At 47.5% G+C, this 21,460-nt stretch carries 22 protein-coding genes, 1 pseudogene and 1 riboswitch; of the genes and pseudogenes, 16 read left to right on the top strand and 7 right to left on the bottom strand.

All coding sequences use genetic code 11. The features are described from left to right. Nucleotides 1-40 precede the first annotated feature (40 nt). Nucleotides 41-148, top strand: a riboswitch (SAM riboswitch). A 94-nt stretch (nt 149-242) separates the two neighbouring features. The 3 genes from CHH53_RS01430 to CHH53_RS01420 are packed head-to-tail and all read left to right on the top strand — an operon-like array spanning nt 243 to nt 2,740. Further along, nucleotides 243-1,052 (top strand): MetQ/NlpA family ABC transporter substrate-binding protein, encoded by an 810-nt coding sequence (locus CHH53_RS01430; protein WP_095214346.1) that lies wholly within the window; start codon nt 243-245, stop codon nt 1,050-1,052. Nucleotides 1,053-1,064: 12 nt separating this feature from the next. Then, nucleotides 1,065-2,078: a methionine ABC transporter ATP-binding protein gene (locus CHH53_RS01425; RefSeq protein ID WP_095214345.1), complete on the top strand. Its 1,014-nt coding sequence runs from the start codon at nt 1,065-1,067 to the stop codon at nt 2,076-2,078. Beyond that, nucleotides 2,075-2,740, top strand: a complete 666-nt coding sequence (locus tag CHH53_RS01420; protein WP_233134750.1) for a methionine ABC transporter permease — start codon at nt 2,075-2,077, stop codon at nt 2,738-2,740. The genes CHH53_RS01425 and CHH53_RS01420 overlap by 4 nt, the downstream gene beginning before the upstream one ends. A gap of 40 nt (nt 2,741-2,780) precedes the next feature. On the opposite strand, the gene CHH53_RS01415 is transcribed toward CHH53_RS01420, so the two are convergent. Continuing rightward, nucleotides 2,781-3,779: an inorganic phosphate transporter gene (locus tag CHH53_RS01415; protein ID WP_095214344.1), complete on the bottom strand. Its 999-nt coding sequence runs from the start codon at nt 3,777-3,779 to the stop codon at nt 2,781-2,783. Between the two features lie 10 nt (nt 3,780-3,789). Beyond that, nucleotides 3,790-4,407: a DUF47 domain-containing protein gene (locus tag CHH53_RS01410; protein ID WP_095214343.1), complete on the bottom strand. Its 618-nt coding sequence runs from the start codon at nt 4,405-4,407 to the stop codon at nt 3,790-3,792. A 185-nt stretch (nt 4,408-4,592) separates the two neighbouring features. Between CHH53_RS01410 and CHH53_RS01405 the strand changes: the two genes are divergently transcribed. Next, complete coding sequence (locus tag CHH53_RS01405; protein ID WP_095214342.1) at nt 4,593-4,889, top strand: HesB/YadR/YfhF family protein; 297 nt, start codon at nt 4,593-4,595, stop codon at nt 4,887-4,889. 33 nt (nt 4,890-4,922) lie between these two features. On the opposite strand, the gene CHH53_RS01400 is transcribed toward CHH53_RS01405, so the two are convergent. Next, nucleotides 4,923-6,173, bottom strand: a complete 1,251-nt coding sequence (locus CHH53_RS01400; RefSeq protein WP_095214341.1) for a M20/M25/M40 family metallo-hydrolase — start codon at nt 6,171-6,173, stop codon at nt 4,923-4,925. A gap of 211 nt (nt 6,174-6,384) precedes the next feature. Here CHH53_RS01400 and CHH53_RS01395 point away from each other — a divergent pair, with 211 nt between their 5' ends. From CHH53_RS01395 to CHH53_RS01340, 12 genes are all read left to right on the top strand, one after another. Next, nucleotides 6,385-7,191, top strand: a complete 807-nt coding sequence (locus CHH53_RS01395) for a basic amino acid ABC transporter substrate-binding protein (protein WP_095214340.1) — start codon at nt 6,385-6,387, stop codon at nt 7,189-7,191. 80 nt (nt 7,192-7,271) lie between these two features. Further along, nucleotides 7,272-7,985, top strand: coding sequence for an amino acid ABC transporter permease (locus tag CHH53_RS01390; RefSeq protein WP_095214339.1), 714 nt, complete (start codon nt 7,272-7,274; stop codon nt 7,983-7,985). Continuing rightward, nucleotides 7,924-8,646, top strand: coding sequence for an amino acid ABC transporter ATP-binding protein (locus CHH53_RS01385; protein ID WP_095214338.1), 723 nt, complete (start codon nt 7,924-7,926; stop codon nt 8,644-8,646). Before CHH53_RS01390 ends, CHH53_RS01385 begins: the two co-directional genes overlap by 62 nt. Nucleotides 8,647-9,016: 370 nt before the next feature. Next, the gene (locus CHH53_RS01380) at nt 9,017-9,793 is read left to right on the top strand and encodes an ABC transporter ATP-binding protein (RefSeq protein WP_095214337.1); all 777 of its coding nucleotides are present in this window, start codon (nt 9,017-9,019) and stop codon (nt 9,791-9,793) included. Further along, nucleotides 9,780-10,595: an ABC transporter permease gene (locus CHH53_RS01375; protein ID WP_095214336.1), complete on the top strand. Its 816-nt coding sequence runs from the start codon at nt 9,780-9,782 to the stop codon at nt 10,593-10,595. The genes CHH53_RS01380 and CHH53_RS01375 overlap by 14 nt, the downstream gene beginning before the upstream one ends. 10 nt (nt 10,596-10,605) lie before the next feature. Then, nucleotides 10,606-11,616 carry an ABC transporter substrate-binding protein gene (locus tag CHH53_RS01370; RefSeq protein WP_095214335.1) on the top strand — a complete coding sequence of 337 codons (1,011 nt, stop codon included), beginning with the start codon at nt 10,606-10,608 and terminating at the stop codon, nt 11,614-11,616. Between the two features lie 172 nt (nt 11,617-11,788). Next, complete coding sequence (zupT, locus tag CHH53_RS01365) at nt 11,789-12,589, top strand: zinc transporter ZupT (RefSeq protein ID WP_095214334.1); 801 nt, start codon at nt 11,789-11,791, stop codon at nt 12,587-12,589. A gap of 69 nt (nt 12,590-12,658) precedes the next feature. Then, complete coding sequence (locus CHH53_RS01360) at nt 12,659-13,609, top strand: aminopeptidase (RefSeq protein WP_095214333.1); 951 nt, start codon at nt 12,659-12,661, stop codon at nt 13,607-13,609. 115 nt (nt 13,610-13,724) lie between these two features. Further along, on the top strand, nt 13,725-14,849 hold the full coding sequence (locus CHH53_RS01355) for an ABC transporter ATP-binding protein (RefSeq protein WP_095214332.1): 1,125 nt from the start codon (nt 13,725-13,727) through the stop codon (nt 14,847-14,849). Between the two features lie 65 nt (nt 14,850-14,914). Beyond that, entirely contained in the window at nt 14,915-15,433 is a 519-nt protein-coding gene (locus CHH53_RS01350) for a YfiT family bacillithiol transferase (RefSeq protein ID WP_095214331.1), read from the top strand. 207 nt (nt 15,434-15,640) lie between these two features. Beyond that, the gene (locus CHH53_RS01345; RefSeq protein WP_095214330.1) at nt 15,641-16,426 is read left to right on the top strand and encodes an SDR family oxidoreductase; all 786 of its coding nucleotides are present in this window, start codon (nt 15,641-15,643) and stop codon (nt 16,424-16,426) included. Between the two features lie 33 nt (nt 16,427-16,459). After that, nucleotides 16,460-17,362 carry an NAD(P)/FAD-dependent oxidoreductase gene (locus CHH53_RS01340; RefSeq protein ID WP_095214329.1) on the top strand — a complete coding sequence of 301 codons (903 nt, stop codon included), beginning with the start codon at nt 16,460-16,462 and terminating at the stop codon, nt 17,360-17,362. A 13-nt stretch (nt 17,363-17,375) separates the two neighbouring features. Here CHH53_RS01340 and CHH53_RS01335 read toward each other — a convergent pair whose 3' ends face one another. From CHH53_RS01335 to CHH53_RS01320, 4 genes and pseudogenes are all read right to left on the bottom strand, one after another. After that, complete coding sequence (locus CHH53_RS01335; RefSeq protein WP_095214328.1) at nt 17,376-18,527, bottom strand: mannitol-1-phosphate 5-dehydrogenase; 1,152 nt, start codon at nt 18,525-18,527, stop codon at nt 17,376-17,378. Then, nucleotides 18,527-18,958, bottom strand: coding sequence for a PTS mannitol transporter subunit IIA (locus tag CHH53_RS01330; protein ID WP_095214327.1), 432 nt, complete (start codon nt 18,956-18,958; stop codon nt 18,527-18,529). The genes CHH53_RS01335 and CHH53_RS01330 overlap by 1 nt, the downstream gene beginning before the upstream one ends. A 2-nt stretch (nt 18,959-18,960) precedes the next feature. After that, complete coding sequence (locus tag CHH53_RS01325) at nt 18,961-21,054, bottom strand: BglG family transcription antiterminator (protein ID WP_095214326.1); 2,094 nt, start codon at nt 21,052-21,054, stop codon at nt 18,961-18,963. Nucleotides 21,055-21,070: 16 nt separating this feature from the next. Then, nucleotides 21,071-21,460, bottom strand: a pseudogene (locus CHH53_RS01320) (PTS mannitol transporter subunit IICBA); the annotation flags it as partial.

Genomic DNA, 21,460 nt, shown 5'->3' with positions numbered 1-21,460 from the left:
GTAAAGTAACAAACAGATCAACAACAAAAGTATAATGAAATTCTTATCAAGAGTGGCGGAGGAACAGGTCCTATGAAGCCCGGCAACCAGATCAGTGATCAGGTGCTAATTCCTGCAGACGGCGAAAAGCCGTACTGAGAGATAAGAGAATTAGTGCATATGTATACCATGCGCCTCTCTTAATCCGGAGAGGCGCTTTTTTATTGTAGTTGATAACAGCGAAGGAAAAAGGGGAGAGCAACATGAAAAAAATCTTAAGTTTTGGACTTATCGGATTATTGGCGTTATTTTTAGCAGCGTGCGGCAATGATAAATCTGCTGCGCTGGCAAATGATAAAATTTTGGTGGGTGTCAGCGGGGGACCGCATGAGCAAGTCATGGAAAAAGTAAAAGAATTGGCAGCGGATGAAGGAATCGATGTCGAAATCAAGACATTCAATGATTACAATACACCAAACAGTGCGCTGGATGATGGCAGTCTGGATGCGAACAGCTATCAGACACTTCCTTTCCTGGAAGATCAAGTGAAGAATCAAGGATATGAATTAGAGGAAGTATTCAAGACCTTGACTTTCCCGATGGGGATTTATACAGATAAGATTTCGGATATTTCCGAGTTGAAAGAGGGAGACAAAATCGCTGTACCGAATGACCCTGCCAACGAATATCGTGCGTTGAAACTCTTTGAGTCGGCAGGCGTATTGAAAGTGGATCCGGAGGCGGAAAACTCCGCAACGGCTAAAGATGTCGTAGAAAATCCGCTGAATCTGGAAATCGTCGAATTGGATGCTTCCCAGCTTCCGGCTCAGCTTCCGGAAGTGGCGGCAGCGGCAATAAATACAAACTTTGCAATGGGAGCTGATTTGAATATCAATGATGATGCTATCTTTGCAGAGGAATCGGAAAACAATCCATGGTCCAACTACTTTGTTGTAAGATCAGCGAACAAGGACGATGAAATTGTGAAGAAGATTCAAGAAATCTACCAGTCCGATGAAGTAAAACAGTTTGTGGAAGATGAATTCCAGGGATCTGTCGTTCCAAGCTGGTAAGGGGGAAGCAATATGATTGAATTGAAGAATGTATCGAAAACCTTTACCACCGGCAAGAAAAAAGTGGAGGCGTTGAAAGACGTCTCCTTGAAAATCAATAAAGGTGAAATCTATGGCATAATCGGATTCAGCGGAGCAGGGAAAAGCACCCTGATCCGCTGTGCCAATTTATTGGAACGTCCGACTCAAGGGGAAGTATTCGTCGACGGCGTGGAACTCACGACGCTTAAGAAGGCTCAGCTTCGTAAGGCAAGAGGGAAAATCGGTATGATATTCCAGCATTTCAATCTGCTGACGACGGCTACGGTATACGAGAACGTTGCCAGACCTTTGAAGCTGAGTAAAGTGCCGAAGGATGAAATCAAAGGGCGCGTTGATAAATATTTGAAGATAGTGGGCCTTGAGGAAAAGAAGAATGTCTATCCAGCTCAATTATCCGGCGGTCAGAAGCAGCGGGTGGCCATTGCAAGAGCACTTGCGCAAGAGCCGGAAGTGCTGCTGAGTGACGAAGCGACGAGTGCTTTGGATCCGAATACAACGTCTTCCATCCTTGAATTATTGCTCCGCGTGAATAAGGAGCTTGGCATCACCATCTTCTTGATCACACATGAGCTGGATGTCATCCAGCGCATATGTGACCGTGTCGGTGTCATGCATCAAGGAGAGCTGGTGGAAGAAGGATCCGTCATCGATGTCTTCACCAAGCCGAAGCATCCGCAGACCCGGAAATTTGTCTTTGATGAAGCGAACTTCGAAATTCCTGATAGTGTGAAGGAAGGGCTGTCTGCAACAGGGCGTCTCGTTTCACTGACGTTCATCGGGGAAGCTTCGAATGAGCCGTTCCTTGCGGCCATCACAAAGAAATTCGATGTCGTTCCGAGTATACTGGCAGGAGGAATCGATCAGCTGAAAGCGAGCTCCGTCGGCAAATTGCTTATTCACTTGCAGGGAGATAAAACGGAAGTGGAGAAGGCGATTGCGTATTTGGAAGCACAGCATGTAACGGTTGAGGAGGTGGCGTCATGATCGCCGAGTTCTGGACGGAATGGGGTACGGACATCACGGAGGCGTTTTGGCAGACATTGCTGATGACAGGTATTTCATTGGCTATTTCCATCGTGATCGGACTTCCATTGGGTATTTTGCTGGTCATGACAAGAAAAGGCGGACAAGCTGAGAACCGCGTATTTTATTCGATTGTGAACACGGTCATCAACATTATCCGATCCATCCCTTTCATCATCCTTTTGTTCCTGCTCCTGCCTTTGACGAGAGCGGTGGTTGGGACAACGATCGGAGTCCAGGGCGTAATCCTGCCGCTCGTTGTTTATACAGCACCTTATATTGCGCGCTTGATGGAATCGGCATTACTGGAGGTCAATAAAGGTGTCATCGAGGCGTATGAATCCATGGGCATTTCCACAAGCAAGATAATTTGGAGTGTCATCATAAGGGAAGCACGTTCCACGATGATTTTGGGATTGACCATTGCAACAATCGGTTTAATCGGGGCTACGGCAATGGCTGGCCTGGTAGGTGCCGGCGGCCTTGGGGATTTGGCCTATCAATATGGCCACCTGCGTTTTGAGCCTGAAGTCATGTATGTAGTCATCATCATCCTGATCATACTTGTACAAGCAATGCAGACGCTGGGAAATGTCTTGGCAAGACGGTTGCGAAAAGATTAAAAAAACACGCTTGGTTATCTCCAAGCGTGTTTTTGCTGTATCAGAAGAAGATGTTCAAGATGAAATACATCAGTCCGCCCAGGCAAGCTGTGATCGGCAGCGTGATGAACCATGTGATGACCATCCGTTTCGCTGTTCCCCAGTTTACACCTTTGCGGCGATGTGCTGCACCAACCCCCATGATGGAGGAGGAGATGACATGCGTCGTACTTACCGGCAGATGAATATAAGTGGCGCCGAAAATGATGAACGCACCAGTCAAATCGGCAGCAACACCATTCACTGGACGGATTTTCATGATTTTTCCGCCAACTGTTTTGATGATTTTCCAACCACCTACGGAAGTACCAAGCCCCATTGCAGTCGCACAGGCTGCTTGTACCCATAATGGGATATCTGTCGAAGAATGCAGGTCGGCTGTGATCAATGCCATCGTGATGATCCCCATTGCTTTTTGGGCATCGTTTGTCCCATGGGTGAATGATTGCAATGCTGCAGTCAGGATTTGCACACGACGGAAATTCTTATTCGTCTTCGGCAAGTTCTTTTCCCTGAAAATCAGCTTGATGATGTTATAAAGAATGAAACCTACAACAAAAGCCAGGATCGGGGAAAGGATCAATGCTTCCAGGATATTCAGGAACCCTTCCAAATTCAAGATGGCAAAGCCGCTCGACGCGATGACAGCACCTGCCAGGGAACCGATGATCGCATGGGAAGAACTACTCGGGATACCGTAGTACCAGGTAATCAGATTCCAGGCAATCCCGGCGATCAGTGCAGCAAGGATGACGACAGAGCCATTGACGATTTCGTTCGGATTGGCAATATCACTTGTGATTGTTTTCGCCACGCCGGTAAAAGTCATGGCACCGACGAAATTCATGACCGCAGCCAAAATGATGGCATGCCTTGGTTTCAAAGCCTTTGTCGAAACGGAAGTGGCGATGGCGTTGGCTGTATCATGGAATCCGTTGATGAAGTCGAATGCAAGGGCAAAGATGACGGTTAGAATGGTCAGTACTAATAATACATCCATTGTTTATGCCTCACGAATTCTTCATGATGATTGTTTCAAGATTATTCGCAACAGATTGACAGCTGTCGGCGATTTCTTCCAGGATATAGTACAATTCCTTGTACTGAATCACTTTGATAGGATCCTTTTCCTTCTGGAAGAGCTGTTTCAAGGATTTACGGAAAATCGTATCGCAATTCTGCTCGTGCGCCTTGATTTTGATTGCGTGTTCTTGGATCTCTTTCAGCTTGTTATGGGATAGCAGATCGACGGTGATCAAGATTTCCTTGGCACAGGAACGAATTTCATCTGTAAATTGATCGATGAAGCTGTCGGAAGAATAGATGCCGTAAGTATCCATCATACCTGAGAATTCTTCCATCCCATCCAGGACATCATCCAAGCTGTTCGTAAGCTGAAGGATGTCTTCCCGTTCGATTGGTGTTATGAAGGCATGGTTCAGTTCTTTGATGATTGTATGTACATGCTTATCACCTTTTACTTCGAATTCCTTTAATTTATTGGAGAACTCAGATAATGTAGACTCATCTTTTACTTTATAAGTAACAAAATACTCTGCAGTCTCATCAATATTCTTTGCTATATCAGCTAAAAGCAAAGAGAATTTGTCTTGTTTCTTCTTGAACATTACAAAACCTCCGAATGGTGTTTGAATAAGGTCGTTCCTGGGAACATATAATGATAATTTTTTGTAAACTTCCCTCTAGAGATTGTAAACTTTTTATTAATATTTATCAACGATTTCACGTGATTTTTGTCGGATGAGGTACACTTTGTCACTATTTGTTATAGTTGTATAGAAGGGGTGAAATTATGCAAATCTCCGTTACAAAGCCTGCATCGAATTGGTTCGTTCAGGAAATGGATCTTGAACCAGGCAGCGCGGTGCGTTTTTATGTCCGCTATGGCGGTTTCGGTGGCATTAAAGAAGGGTTCTCACTCGGCATTACAGCTGAAATGCCAAATGATCCGATTGCGAGTGAAGAAGTGCAAGGGATTACGTACTTTGTCGAACGTTCGGATGCGTGGTATTTCGAAGGGGTGGACTTGAATGTCAAGTATTCACGCAAATGGGATGATATCCAATATGAATATCCTCCGCATAATTGAAAAATGAGCAAGGACCGCATTAGCGGTCCTTGCTCATTTTTGTTCCCGGATAGGCAGTAATGGAGCAATGGTATCTTTGATGCCGACCATACCGAGTAAGGAAAGCAGAATTCGCTGCGGTCCATAAAAAGCATCGGTGGGATCAAAGAATTCCTCGAGCGTATGATGTCCGCCGCTTGTACCGCCTCCGCCGAGTGTCAGGGCGGGGATGCCAAGACTGATCGGCACATTTGCATCGGTACTCAATGGCTCTTCCCGTTCGACCTCGATGCCCAGGGCATCGGCAGCCTGCAGGGCGATCTGACGAATCGGAGCATCCTTTGGCTGGCTGCCTGCAGGTCTGTCCCCGACAAGTTCTATCGTCACCGAGATACTGCCAGGCTGCTGCCATGCTTCGCCCTCTGCCTGGGCAGCCTCTTCGATATGTGCCAATGCATTTTCCTCCAATTCAGCCAGAGCCTCGCTTGATACAGAGCGTAAATCAAGCTGGAAGCCGGCATGCTGGGCGATGGTATTGATGGATGTGCCGCCATGGATCGTTCCGACATTGTATGTCGTCTTTGGATCCTCGGGAACAGTCATATCCGCCAATGCAGCGATAGCTCTCCCGGCTGCATGGATGGCGCTCGACGTGCCGAAGTCCCCAAAGCTATGACCGCCCTTCCCTTTAAAGGTGACATTATAACGCTTGCTTCCGACACCGCAATAAATCAAGTCGCCAGGAGCACCCGGCTCCACGGAGATGAAGCCATCCACATTTGTGTTTTCGCGGAAAAATGCCTTCATCCCGCGTAAATCCCCTAAACCTTCTTCCCCGACATCCGCCAGGAAGATGATGTCGCCTTCTGTTTCGATCTTATTTTCTTCCAAGCTGCGCAGCAATGTCAGCAATACAGCCAAACCGCGGCCGTCATCTCCGATCCCCGGGGCATGCACAATGCCATCCTCGATAGTTGCCTTCACCTTCGTTCCGGCAGGGAAGACGGTATCCAGATGGGCTGCAATGACAACTGTAGGTCCGCTGCCGCTGCCCTTTCGTATACCATATACATTTCCTTCGGCATCTGTCTTCAAATTTTCCAAGCCGTATGCAGCCATTTTCTCTTTAAAAAAGGCGGCGCGTGTGTCCTCATGGAATGGAGGGGCCTCCACTTCGGTCACCTCTATTTGATCCTTGGTTGTCTGTTCATTATCCTGTTTGAGAAAATAAAGTGCATCACGGACTTGCTGAAGTTCTATCAGCCACTCGAATTCCTTGGCAAAAGTGTCGCTGGTCGCTGTCATATGTCTCCCCGCTTTCCTTTGGTATATCTGTACTGTAACATAAAATCACAATTTACTGATAATTTAAAATGCGGGAATAGTCGAAAAGGAAGGATTAGTTCTATTTTTATATTTACAAGACATAGGATGTTATGTAAAATAAATGAACCAGAATGAATATTTATAGATTTTATTGCAAGTTTACAATATAGATAGAAAAGGGAGATCGATTATGAAATCAGTAAAGAAGCTCATGGCAGCGGCTGGCCTTATCTGTGTTTTATTTTTAAGTGCATGTATATCCAATGAAGAATCAAGCGGATCCGGCGAGGGGAAGCTCACGATCGGTACAGAAGCGACATTCGCTCCTTTTGAATCGATGGAAGGAGATAAAATCGTCGGATTTGATGCCGATTTGCTGGATGCAATCATGAAAGAAGCAGGGCTGGATTATGAATATAAAAACACAGGCTGGGATCCGATGCTTGTTGGAGTGGAGGATGAAACGCTGCAGGCAGGGATGGCTGGTATAACAATAACGGATGAAAGAAAAGAAACGTATGATTTCTCTGTGCCTTATTTCGAAGCAACACAAGTCATCGCGGTACCGGAGGGAACGGATATCCAGTCTGCTGAAGATATCAAAGGAATGAAAATCGGCGTACAGAATGGTACGACTGGTGATGAGGCAGCACAGAAACTGGTTGGGGATAACAGCAGTGATCTGTCAAAATACGATTCATCTGCAGCAACAATGATGGCATTGCAGAACGGTGATGTGGAAGCTGTGGTGACGGATATTGCCGTAGCACAGCATTATGCGAAAAACAATCCTGATGCCAATCTTAAACTGATTGAAGATGAAGATAATTTCGAGAAGGAATATTACGGTATGCTGCTTCCGAAAGACAGCGAGCATAAGGAAAAGATAGACGAAGCTATACAAACGATCATGGAAGACGGAACGTATGAGGAAATCTATCAAGAATGGTTTGAAGGCACTCCGGATATCGAAGCTCTTGAGAGTGCGCAGCCATAAGGAGGATCATATAGCGTAACGATCATATCCGTTACGCTATATTTACGTTTTGTTTTATCAGTTATACTGAGGTGAAAAAAATGGATTTTAGATGGGAAATTATTGGAGAGTATTTGCCTTTCTTCATGAGAGGCCTTGGCTACACGATATTGGCATCATTGATTGGATTCCTCATCGGGGCTGTCATCGGTTTGCTGATCGGAATGGGGAAGAGCCTTTCCAATCCGATTCTTCGCCTGCCGTTCATTTGGTATGTGAATATTTTCAGGGGCACGCCGCTGCTCGTACAGATTTTCTTGATTCACTTTGCGGTGATGCCTATTTTCATCAAGCCGCCAGAGCCGCTGATATCCTTGATTGTGGCATTGGCATTGAATTCTGCTGCTTACATTGCAGAGATTTTCCGTGCCGGTATCAATTCGATAGATAAGGGGCAGCGTGAGGCTGCATACAGTCTCGGAATGAATCACGCACAAGTGCTGCGGCATGTTGTACTGCCACAGGCATTCAAGCGGATGATTCCGCCGCTGGGCAACGAATTCATCGTCTTGGTGAAGGATTCTTCACTTGGAGCGGTCATTGCAGCGCCGGAGCTATTTTACTGGGGCAGGGTGGCAGTTGGCGCATATTCCCGGGTCTGGGAGCCATATTTGGCAGTGGCGGTTTTGTATTTTGTCGTTTGTTTAGTATTATCATATGTACAGGGCTTTTTAGAAAGGAAGTATGCGACAGATGATCAGCGTAAAAAACCTAAAAAAAACCTTCGGCGATCTCGAGGTGCTGCGGGACATTAATGTCGAAATCAAGGAAAAGGAAGTAGTCGTGGTCATCGGTCCTTCCGGTTCCGGTAAATCCACTTTCATTCGCTGTCTCAACCGCATCGAGGATATTACGGATGGTCACGTCTATATAGAAGGAACGGACATCTCTGATAAAAAAGTGAATATCAATAAGGTACGGACAGACGTAGGCATGGTATTTCAGCAGTTCAATCTGTTCCCTCATAAAACGGTGCTGGAGAACATCATGCTTTCCCCGATGGTCGTCCGCAAGTGGAAAAGGAAGGACGCGGAAGAAAAGGCGCTGGCGCTGCTGCGAAAGGTTGGCCTGGAAGATAAGGCAGGTGTTTATCCTGAGTCCCTATCCGGCGGACAAAAGCAGCGGGTTGCCATTGCCCGTGCCTTGTGCATGGAGCCGAAGGTGATGCTGTTCGATGAACCGACGTCTGCACTTGATCCGGAAATGGTCGGGGAGGTGCTGGAGGTCATGAAACAGCTCGCCAGGGAAGGGATGACGATGATCGTTGTCACGCACGAAATGGGCTTCGCTCGCGAAGTCGGTGATCGTGTCTTGTTCATGGATGGCGGTTATATCGTGGAGGAAGCGAAACCGGGGGATATTTTCAACAATCCGAAGGAAGAACGGACGAAGGCTTTCTTGAGTAAAGTATTATGACATTTACAGCCAGTGCAAACATGCGCTGGCTGTTTTCTTGTAAAAAGGGTGTCATATAATCTTACAAATTTGCTGTCATCCTATATTCCCTATGCTAAAGTAAGGGTAAGATTTTCGGGTAACTAACGAACTGTAACCAAACATTCGTCATGTTCTCGGTTAATCCCTCTCATTTGCAAGCAGAATGCATTGTTCGGCTTGTCTTACAGCTTGTACAGATGATATGTTGCGTGGCATATCCGACTGTGCGGGCTGTTTTTTTGTGCTTTTTGCTGAAATAAGGGAATTTATGCTGGACATGCCAATAATTTGTAATCATTCAGCACCCTCCTGCGTATGATGGGTCTATAGAAATGACAGGAGTGGCGCCATGTATAAATTAAAAGTCATAGATGCCAGTAAGATATTCAGACGCGACGGTCAGGAAGTGGTTGCATTGCAGGAGACGACAATGCAAATACCTGCAGGACGTTTTGTCAGTATCATTGGCCCCAGCGGCTGTGGCAAATCGACACTCTTCAATATGATTGCCGGGCTTATCAAGCCCACCACTGGAAAGATTCTTTTGGATGGAGAGAATATCGTCGGCAAGAGTGGCTATGTCGGTTATATGCTTCAGAAGGATCTGCTGCTGCCGTGGAGGACGATCTTGGATAATGTGATTCTTGGCTTGGAAGTAAAGGGTATATCGAAACGGGAGGCGAGGAAAAGGGCGCAGCCATTACTTGAAAGGTATGGGTTGCAAGGCTTTGAAAACAATTATCCTCCGGAGTTATCAGGAGGTATGCGTCAGCGGGCCGCATTGCTGCGGACGCTTTTGTATGACCAGGACATCATCTTGCTGGATGAACCATTCGGAGCATTGGATGCACAGACTAGGCTGCAGATGCAAGAGTGGCTGCTTCGTATCTGGGAGGATTTCCAGAAAACGATTCTTTTCATCACACATGATATAGACGAAGCGATTTTCTTATCGGATGACATCTATGTTTTGTCTCAGCGGCCAGGAAAACTGAAGGCAAAAATCAATGTGGAACTGGAGCGGCCTCGTACAGAGGAAACATTGTTATCGGATAAATTCATATCATTAAAGCAAACATTGCTGGATTTGCTTAGAGAGGAACCGAAAGAGAATGGCAAAACCTGAAAAAAAACGCTACATCGAGGATGAGAAAAAACGCCAGCAGCGAATGAAGCGGATAGTGTTTGGAGGTCAGATCGGTCTCGGTGTGCTCGTGATTATCTTATGGGAGGTCCTGACACGATATGAAGTGATGGATCCATATTATTGGAGCAGTCCGAGTACAATCTATGAAACTGCCAAGGTTGCTTTCCTGGAAGGCACGCTTTGGAGTGATTTGGTCTATACATCGCTTGCTACTTTGGCTGGATTTGCGTCCGGGACGCTTATCGGTTCACTGGTCGGGCTGTCTTTTTGGTGGTCCGCTTACTATTCACGAATATCAGAACCATACTTGATTGCTTTCAATGCGATTCCGAAACTGGCGCTTGGTCCGGTCATTGTCATTTTGTTTGGCATCGGGTTCTTTTCCAAGGTGATGCTTGCATTCCTGATGACTGTCATCGTCACAGCACTGGCTGCTCATAGCGGCATCAAAGCAGTCGATAAGGATTTGGAAAAACTGCTGTATTCCTTAGGAGCCAAACGCAGACATGTTTTTACGAAAGTGGTCGTTCCGACAACGATGCCTTGGATTGTAAGCAGTCTGCGCATCAATATTGCATTGGCGCTTGCGGGAACGATCGTCGGGGAGTTCATCAGCTCCCGTCAAGGAATTGGCAGGATGATCTTATATGCAGGTCAAATTTTGGATATCGACCTTGTGTGGGTCGGTGTCGTCGTATTGTCGATATTGTCTTTGCTCATGTATGCAGGGACGGTCAGCTTGGAAAAATTATTGCTTCGAGGTCAAGAGCCAAAACAATAGGAGGTGTCCCATGAAAAAAGCACGGTGGTTTGGCGTGTTCTTTTTGGCTGTCCTGCTTGGTATCCTGGCAGGATGTGCAGGTGGCGGCAGTGAGAAAGAGGAGCTGAAGAAAATAACCATTGCAGAACCGGTGCATTTGACTGGCTATCTGCCGCTCTATGCAGCTATACATGAAGGGTATTTTGAAGAGGAAGGTTTGGATGTGGAAGTGGTCACTGCAACTGGCGGAGCGCATGTAACGACTGTCGTAAGCGGGGATGCCTGGGGGAATATCGCCGGTCCGGATTCCAATGCACTCGCCAATATCGACTCGAATGATCCCATTGTATCGGTCGTCAATGTCGTCAATCGGGCCAATGTCTACTTGATGGCTGGCGGCGATACACCTCCGGCAGGTGCATCGGAGGAAGTATTGGCAGCTTATCTCGAAGGGAAGACAATTGCAGCAGGGCGCTATGGAGGCAGCCCGAACTTGCTGACACGTTACTTGATCATGGAGTTGGGGATGGAGCCAGGCAAAGACGTATTCCTTGAAGAGCCTGCCGATGCAAGTGCCGTTGTATCCTTGGTGGAGAATGGCCAGGCAGATATTGCCAATGGAGCCGAACCGCAAATATACGATGGCATTGAAAAGGGAGTCTGGAATGAACCGTTCTATGGATTTCCTAGTTTGGGAGATTACCCATACAGCGTCATCAGTGTAAAGCAATCCACGATTGAAGAGGATCCTGAAACAGTCCAGAAGTTTGTAAGAGCTATCACGAAAGCTTTAAAAGCGGTAGATGAGGATAAGGAAATGGCTATGGAGGTTTTGAAAAAGGAGTTCCCGACAACAGAGGAAGCGAGTCTGCAAGCATCACTGGACCGGGCTTATGCTGATGAACTTTGGAGCAAGGATGGCTATATCACAAAGGAAGCAACGGATAAAACGATGGATGTAGTGACGAAGACCGGTGTATACAAAGGAGATTATAAATACGAAGAGCTAGTCAATATGGAGTTCGTCGAGGCATTGGAATAGGCAGGGCTGGCAATCCAATTGCCAGCTTTTTTTCTTGTCAACTTAAGCAAGTCACCGCCATATAGTAGGAAAGGAATCGGAACTTCCATGTTTATAAGTTTCCACTAGGAAACTTTATTGTTATGGTGCATAATAAAAGGAAGTAGATTGTAGCAGAACGAGGAGGGCAACGATGGACGAAAATGTATTACTGGCCTTGGGTTTGACCCTGATGGCAGGGCTTGCAACAGGAATAGGCAGTCTGATGGGATTTTTCACTTCCACAACGAATACAAAATTCTTATCCCTCAGTCTCGGGTTTTCTGCTGGGGTGATGATTTATGTGTCGATGGTGGAAATCTTCGTCAAGGCAAAGGATGCCTTGACCGGGGCCATCGGCATCCAAGCAGGCAACTGGGCGACGGTAGGCGGGTTCTTTGGCGGGATGCTCCTCATCGCACTGATTGATAAAGTGATACCGAAGCAATCCAATCCGCATGAGGGCAAAAAAGTCGAGGAGATGGACAGCCCGGTTCAAAATCAGGCCTTGCTTAAAATGGGTACTTTCACTGCGCTGGCAATAGCCATCCATAATTTTCCGGAGGGTATAGCCACCTTCACTTCTGCCTTGCAGGATCCTTCCCTTGGGGTAGCCATTGCCATCGCCATCGCGATCCATAATATCCCGGAGGGGATTGCAGTCGCTGTTCCAGTCTATTTTGCGACAAACAATAAGAAGAAGGCTTTCGGTCTTTCTTTCTTATCGGGTCTGTCGGAACCAGTTGGAGCCATACTTGCGTACCTCGTTTTGATGCCGTTTTTGAACGATATCATGTTTGGGATCATCTTTGCCGCCGTGGCTGGGATCATGGTGTTCATTTCACTCGATGGATTATTGCCGGCTGCCAAGAAATATGATGAAGGACATACTTCGATTTATGGATTGATCAGCGGCATGATGGTGATGGCAATCAGTTTGCTTCTGTTTATCTGAATCTGGAACCGTCTGCTTAAGCGGGCGGTTTCTTTGTGTATAATAGAGAGAAACAGGAGGGATGTCCGAATGGGAAGTAAATTGGTGGACAATAGCAGGAATGCCTTGATCAGCAGCTTGACACTGAGAGAGGAAGAAACATTGCTGATCGTCACGGATGACAGTAAAAAGGAGCTGGCGGAAGCTCTCTATGCAGCCGGCAGATCCATTGGCGCTGAAACATTGCTGCTTATCATGCAGGACAGGGAGAAATCCGGTCAGGAACCGCCAAGCGTCATTGCTGAAGCAATGAAGCATTGTGATGCAGCTGTATGCATCACGGAGCATTCCCTGACACATACACAGGCGAAAAAGGATGCCGTAGCCGCTGGGGTCCGTGTGGCGACGATGCCTGGGATTACATACGATATGTTCCTGGAAGGTGCCATCAGTGCAGACTACGATCAAGTCGAAAAAATGACATTTGAAGTTACGGAAAAATTGAGTCAAACAAAAGAAGTGATAATCAGCAAGGGTGGAGAAGAGCTGACATTCTCGATCAAGGGCCGCAGCGGTGTCCCCAGTACGGGCATATACCGGAAAAAGGGACAGTCCGGAAATCTGCCGTCGGGTGAAGCGTTCATCGCGCCAGTGGAAGGTACTGCTTCAGGGCGGATATGGATTGATGGCTCCATTTCAGGACTTGGCAAGGTGGAGGAACCGATTCTGCTTACAATCGAGGAAGGCCGTTTGACGGCAGCTACCGGCAGGCAAGGAGATATGCTGCTGCGAATGCTTGGTGACGGAGATGGTCGCAATGTAGCGGAATTCGGTGTCGGCACAAATGATAAAGCGCGGATAACAGGAAATGTCCTGGAAGATGAGAAAGTGTATGGGACGATCCACATCGCCTTTGGAAGCAATAATACATTTGGCGGGACTGTCGCAGCTGGTGTCCATATTGATTGCGTAGTGAAGGCCCCGACAGTCTTCCTCGATGAGGTGCTGCTGTTGGAAGATGGGGATATGAAGCGTGGCTAAGCTGCGCTTCTTTGGCATAACGCACAATAAAAGCGCTTACATTTTGTGCAAGTGCCAAATGGTATGAAAATCCAAAAAGAGGTAAAGTAAAGGTATACAAAAAGGAGGCGCTTACATGGCGAAGATACAGTTGAAGAATATCCAAAAGGTTTATGATAAGAACGTGACGGCGGTAGAAGATTTCAATTTAGAGATAGATGACAAAGAATTCATCGTTTTCGTTGGTCCCTCCGGATGCGGAAAATCGACCACCTTACGTATGATTGCCGGTTTGGAAGAAATCTCAGGCGGCGACTTCTATATGGATGGAGAACGAATGAACGACGTTCCGCCAAAGGATCGGGATATCGCCATGGTATTCCAGAATTATGCCCTTTACCCTCATATGAACGTGTACAACAATATGGCCTTCGGCTTGAAACTCCGCAAATTCAAGAAGGATGAAATCGACAAACGTGTCCAGGAAGCCAGTCGGATCCTCGGGCTTACAGATTATCTGAATCGGAAACCAAAAGCGCTATCCGGCGGTCAGCGCCAGCGGGTGGCCCTTGGACGTGCGATTGTCCGGGATGCGAAAGTATTCCTCATGGATGAGCCGCTTTCCAACTTGGATGCAAAGCTGCGGGTGCAAATGCGTGCGGAAATCCAGAAATTGCATCAGCGCTTGCAGACAACCACAATTTATGTGACCCATGACCAGACAGAAGCAATGACGATGGCGAGCCGGCTGGTTGTCATGAAAGACGGCATCATCCAGCAGGTGGGGGCGCCAAAGGATGTTTATGATAATCCGAATAATATGTTCGTCGGCGGCTTCATCGGCTCACCTTCCATGAACTTCCTCAACGTGACCATTCAAGACGGCAAAGCTAAACTGGGGGATGTCACCTTCCAGCTTCCGCCCGCTAAAAAGAAGATGCTGCAGGAAGCTGGGTACGGCAGCGGAGAAGTCGTAATGGGAATCAGGCCGGAGCATATCCATGATGCCGATTATGAGGAAAGCCTGGAGTATGCCCATGAAGTGGAAGCGACAATCAATGTTGTCGAATTGATGGGTGCTGAAAGCTTCCTCTACGCCGATATGGCTGGACAGGAGTTCGTGGCCAGGGTGGATGCCCGTTCCGATATCAAAGGCAAGGATAGGCGCAAGCTGCTATTCGATATGAGTCAGGTGCATTTCTTCGATAAAGAGACGGAAGGCCGAATCACCGAAGCGAACGCAGCCTCTCAGGTTTCCTGATAAAACTGTGCCCATGGGGCGCAGTTTTTTTATGGTAAAATCAGAATCAATGAAGGAGGGGTTTGATGGACAGTAGATATCCGATCGGTAAGTTTCACTTGGAAGGACCTATATCGGAAGCACAGATAAGACGATGGATAGATGAAATCAGCCAGCTGCCCGAGCAGCTGAACCTGCTTGTGAAGGGGCTGTCAGAGTCTGAATTCCTCTATACATATCGGGAAGGCGGATGGAATATCAAGCAGCTGCTGCATCACTTAGCGGATAGCCATCTCAATTCTTACATCCGCTTCAAATTGGCGCTGACAGAAGAAAATCCAATCATAAAACCTTACGAAGAATCGGAATGGGCGAAGCTTGCGGATTATGAAATGCCTCCTCGATCAGCTATGGATCTGCTTGCAGCCATCCATCGAAAATGGGTTGTTTTACTGTGTTCGCTCCGTGCTGAACAGCTTGAACGAACATTCCGGCATCCGGAATCGGGGGAAGTGAGTTTGAAGGAGAACATCGGCATCTATGCTTGGCATGGCAAGCATCATTTGGCACATATACGTTCAGCCTTGGAAAACGATAATCAATAGAGGAAATACACCGGGCAATCAGGGCTTCAGATCAGCCGTTATCCCGGCGTCCAGCCTGCAATAAAACCGAACTTGCGTGAATCCTTCTCGCAAGTTCGGTTTTTTGTCGGGCTGATTCCAATTTGTCGCCCCCTTTTCTAGAAGGGTGTTTTACTTGGGGCGCAGTAAGGAAATAACTATATAAATAGATAAGGAGTGGATGACCGGATGGATGGATCATTGGACGGGAAAACAGCAGTGGTGACCGGAGCAGGATCTGGTATCGGAAAAGCAGCTGCAAGGATGCTCGCTGAGAATGGAGTCCGGGTAGGGTTATTCGATATGGATACCAGCGCTCTGGAGCAAACCGCTGCTGAAATCGCGAAAGCGGGTGGATCGGCTATGGCAGCGAAAGTCGATGTTACTGATAGCAGCCAGCTGAAGCAGGGATACCGGCAAGTGCTTGATGCGTTCGGGCGGCTGGATATCGTCTTTGCCAATGCAGGGATCAATGGTATGCTCTCCCCTATTGAACATTTATCGGATGAAGACTGGGATAAGACACTTGGTACGAATGCAAAAGGGACCTTCCTGACCGTCAAGTTCGCCATACCGCATATGAAAGAGCGGGGCGGGAGCATCATCATTACCAGTTCGATAAATGGGAACCGGACATTCTCCGGCTTTGGGATGAGTGCCTATAGTGCATCCAAGGCGGCACAGACGGCTTTCGGTAAGATGGCTGCGTTGGAGCTGTCTGCTTACCGTATCAGGGTGAATATCGTCTGTCCGGGAGGGATCGAGACCAATATCGATGAACGGACGAAGAAGGATGAAGAGCATCTGGCTGAAATCACGATTCCAAAAATTTTCCCTGAGGGACAGCATCCATTGAAAGGGAGACCAGGAAAGCCGGAGGATGTTGCTTCTATTGTCTGTTTCCTGGCTTCTGACGCTTCGGGTCATATGTCTGGCAGTGTCCTTTATGCTGACGGGGCGGAAACATTGCTGTAAACATCGGGAACATGAATGATGGGAGGCGAATATATGTATGATGTAATCATTATAGGCGGTGGAATTGCAGGTACGCAGGCAGCCATCCAATTCGGACGCTATAAGCGGGATGTCCTCGTTCTGGATAAGCCGAACGACGGCAGGTCCCATTGGTGTAAAAGCTATCATAACTTGATTGGCTGGCCGGATGGTGTCTCGGGTGATCATTTGCTGGAGCTTGGCAGGAAGCAGATGGAATCGTACGGCTGTATCGCAGTCGAGCATCAAAAAGCAGTTGAAGTGGAGAATTGGAAACAAGGCTTTACGGTTAAAACAGAAGACGGCAAAACATATGACAGCAGACTGCTGCTATTTGCCACGGGAGTGACGGACCGGATACCGATCAAAGAACTGTATCCGCTGCTTGGTACAGATGTTTATGTTTGCCCTGATTGTGATGGATATGAGATCAGCGGAAAGCGGACAGCAGTGACTGGATCAGGGGAAGCCGGGGCGAATTTGGCTGTCATGCTTTCCTATTGGTCGAGTGATATTGTCTATATCAATCATGAGCAGGAGCCGGTTTCTGAGGAAATCTTCGAGAAATTGAAAAAGCACTCCATTGAGTATTATGAACAGCCGGTGCAAGAAGTCGTGCTCGATGAAGAGGAGCAGTTGGAAGGCTTCCTGTTACAAGATGGGGAGAAACTGTGGACGGAGAAAGCCTTTGTCGCTTTCGGAAAGAACCAGGTGAACAGCAAGCTGGCTGAATCATTGGGTGTGGAGCTTCATAAGAACAGACATATCGAAAATAATCCCCGTACGAAGGAAACGAGTATAGAAGGTGTCTGGGCCGCCGGGGATATCACAGTCCATTCCGAGCAAGTCAGCATCGCAATGGGGGATGGTATGCAGGCAGCTATTTGGATGCATAAGCGTCTGCTGAAAACAAAATGAAAAGACAGAGCGCTTATGCTCTGTCTTTTTGGAGTTCATATTTTTCAATCGCTTTCGTCACCAGCGCGCTGTCTTTGGACTGTCCGCTGATATGGGATAAAGCAGAGGCTGCTCCTTCGGCTTTGATGCGTTCTTGCAATTCTTTTGCTTCATCATCGCCTTCTGGATCGAATTCCAATGCATAAGCGATGGTGGTAAGCAGCGCATCAGCGGATTTGCCTTTATCCAGCAATGCCTGTGCTGGATAAACCAATCTATCTTTCGGTCCAAGCTTACGGATCGGTCCGCGGCCTACACGTGTCAGCCTATCGGAAATGTATGGATTTTGATAGCGCTGCAGGATTTTCGCGATATAGTGGGTCAAGTCATCTTCGTCAAAGCCCCATTTTTCCTGCAGCAAGTAACTTGTCTCTTCCAGAGCCTGTTTCGCAAGACCGAGGATTTCCCCATCCTTTATTGCTTCGATGATGGTGGCATAACCTTTCGCATACCCTGCGTAGGCAATGGCGGCATGGCCAGTGTTGACTGTAAGCAGCTTTCTTTCGATATAAGGCTCCAGGTCATCGACGAAGGTGATGGCATCTATTGCCGGAAGTTCACCTTGCCAGTTTTTCTTCTCCACGACCCATTCGAAATAAGGCTCCACTTGAACAGTCAGCAAGTCCTTGTGCTCCTGTATTGGTACGATCCGGTCAACTGCAGCATCACAGAATGCGGTATAGCCTTCGACCTGTTCCTTATCCTGTTCATCTACATGTGCCATGACAAACTCACGCAATTGACTCGAACCGCGGATCATATTTTCGCATGCGATTACGTGGATCGGCTTGGGCTGTTTGGCGCGCTGGACAAGTCCTTTGGCGATGACAGGTGCGACGTGCGGCAGGATGGATGGACCTACTGCTGTAGTCACCAGATCCGCCTCTGCAATAGCCTTGATGACAGCTTCCTCTTCTGTGGCACTGTTCAAGCCCGTAACGCCGGTAATCATTTCGGAATGCGCTTCTTCCTGTGCATAGACAACTTCATACTGTTGCTTTTCTTTCAGGGCGGAGATGATGTCTCTGTTCACATCCGCGAAAGTCACTTGGACATCGGCATGGGAGAGAAGGGCGCCGATAAATCCCCTGCCGATATTGCCGGCACCAATGTGTACGCTTTTCATTACGCATCCACCTCGGAGAACATGTCCATGATCTCTTGTTTGCTTGTTGCATTGACAAGCTTATCGATGTTTTCCTCCTCTGAGCAAACGATTGCGATTTGCGAAAGGATATCCAGGTGTTCGTTATTTTTGCCGGCAATGCCGAAGACAAGCTTCACTTCATTGCCATCGAATGTAACGCCTTCAGGTGCCTGGATCACAGAGATACCGGAAGCAAGCACTTCCTCTTTTGCCTCTTCTGTACCGTGGGGGATTGCCACGAAATTTCCCATATAAGTCGATGTCAATGCTTCGCGTTCGATCATTTTGTCCACATAGGTTTCGTTTACATAGCCATTATCCACAAGGATTTGCCCTGCCTTGCGGATGGCATCCTCCTGGTTATCCAATTTTGTGTTCAGTAAAATGTTCGCTTCTTGTAGTACTTGCATGATTACCCTCCTAAATGATCTGTGAATTGCTGGATGTGGGCAGTGAACAGCTGTGCCAATTCCTTGCTGAGTGCTTCTTGGTCTGCAGCGCGGATCAGAGGCTGAATTTGCTCTTCCAGAATGAAAATACTGATCTTGCTGAATAGCTCATAACAGCTCAAAGGCAAATTGTCCGGTGCAGCAAGGATGAAAAGGCGGTCAGCCTCCATCGCTTTATTATCCATCCCCTTTATCCTGATAGGGGAGGAGAGCGCCATCATCCAAAATGCAGGCTGTTCGATTTTGCTGTTGCGGCTGTGGTACAAGGCCATTTTAGTTTCAGGGATCCCCATTCCTCCGAGTCGATCTCTTTGTTCAAGGAGAGGGGCGAGTAGCCCTTGGCTTCCGATGATGCCAAGATCTGCAGCTTGTTCATCGATATGTGTAAATAGGTCCATCTGCTGCGGGTGATAGGTTTCGTCGATCTTGAAATTATCCCAAACCTTTCGTATCACAGCTGTCAAAGTCTTCAGTTCCTCTAATTTGGACTCAAAAGCTGATATGGCCGGAAGGGATGCCGGAACGGATTCAGCTGGTTCCGTTTGTTTTCTCTTTTTATAAATGGCCGGCAGCTCTTGCTGGATGAATGCATCTACGCGTTTGACATCGGGACCAGGCAGAAGCGGATTGACAAGCAAGTATTCCCGATGGAATTGATCAAGGCTGATCGTCGAGATCAGCAAATCGAACCTTTCCAAGTCCATCTCCCTCAATTCCAGGAAGGATGATAATGTGACCTGTGTAATTTCGGGAAATTCATTTTGTAATCTGCTGGCCAGCATCTTGGAAGTGCCAATTCCGCTTGCGCATACAACCAAGGCATGCAGACGCTGTCTGCTGCGCTGTCTTTCCCGTGCAGAAGCAAAGTGCAATGCCAGGAAGGCGACCTCGCCTTGCCCAAAACGAAAAGTGGGGAACACTGTCTCAAGGGCTTGCCGGACAGCAGCCACGATCTCCTGGTAGTCTTGCTCGATCTTTTCTGTAAGCGGATTGTACGTTTGGATGCCTTCTCTTGCACGGCTGATCGCTGGTTCGATATGGGCGAGCAGACCTTCTGTGAATGTCTCATCCTTTTCCAGCTGGGGCAGCTGGATCTCATCTGTGACCATCTGGATGAAAGCTTGCACCTGGAGCTCGAGCAGCGGGTCGGAACGATGTATCGTTTCATTCCGCTTCGCCCCTTGGATCTGTACCGCGATATAACTGATTTCCGAAGCAGGAAATGCAATGGAGAAGGTAGTTTCCAATTCCCTGCTCAGCGCTGCGGCAATCGCATATTCTTCCGTTTTTTGTAAAGATTCAAGCAAAGGATCTGATAAGGTCACAAATTTATGCTGCCGTATTCTCTGAATCGTAATGCTGATATAGGTGATAAGCGCAACATAAGCGTTATCTGCGATGGAATAGGACAGTTTGGTCAAATGATCCATTACATATTTCTCCACCGTTGTCATACTCTGTTCCTTGATGATGTTTTGCAGGAACTGATGCAATGTCTGTTCTTCATAGTCATTCGTGAAGGAATAGATGGATGCTTGATCCAGCTGCTCCATCATGAGCTGGACAAGGATCTTCCTCTTTTCATTTTCTTCGCCTTCCAGCTCAACTCCAACACCCCGGCGCCTTTTGATGGACAGCGAATAATCATTCAGTCTGGCTTCCAATGCATCCAAATATACAGATATCGCTGTTTTGGATAATTGCACTTCATTTGCCAGATAGGCAACTTTGACAGGCTCGGCAGCTTCAACGAGTAAATAAAGCAAATGGAGCAGCCGCTCTTCCTGTGTCGTGTCCACTTCGACGGCGTCACGCAGCTGTTCCTGCATCGCTTCCATATGAGCTTTTTCTCCTTCTATCCGGATGCCAGATCCGGTGACACGCAGTAAGGACAGCTTATTCTCAGCGAGTGTCCGCTCCACTTGCTTCAATTCCCGATGAATGGTTCGAGAGCTGACATTCAAATGCTCTGCCAGCTCTCGGATGGAGATGAATTGGTGTCTGGAACGTAGCAAATGCAGGATCATTCTTCTTTCTCTGCTGCTGACCAATTCCAATTCAATCACTCCTTACTTATGCTTGATGCTTTTTGAGGTTCTCGATCAGTTCTGCATATTTTGGACTGTTCAAGAAGTTTTCCACTGAGATATGCTCAGCATCCGGTCGTTTATTGCGTGCGCGGTCTGTCAGATTCTTCTGCGTGATGACGATATCGGCATCATCCTGGATATTGGAAATGGCTGCATTATCGACTGTTATTTCAGTCAATCCGGCATCCTTCATCTTCTTCCGCAGAAGGGATGCACCCATTGCACTGGATCCCATTCCGGCATCACAGGCAAACGTGATTTTGTTTACATTACTGTAATCAAATGCACCGTCGTCCTGCTCTTTGTGCTGTACAGCTGTATCCAATGTTTCAGCAGCTTCATCCGCTGCACCGCCAGTTTGGTTGATGCCGAC

Source organism: Terribacillus sp. 7520-G (assembly GCF_002271665.1).
GTDB lineage: Bacteria > Bacillota > Bacilli > Bacillales > Amphibacillaceae > Terribacillus.
The sequence above is the reverse complement of the archived record's forward strand: the minus strand, read 5'-3'. Positions and strand labels throughout refer to the sequence as shown.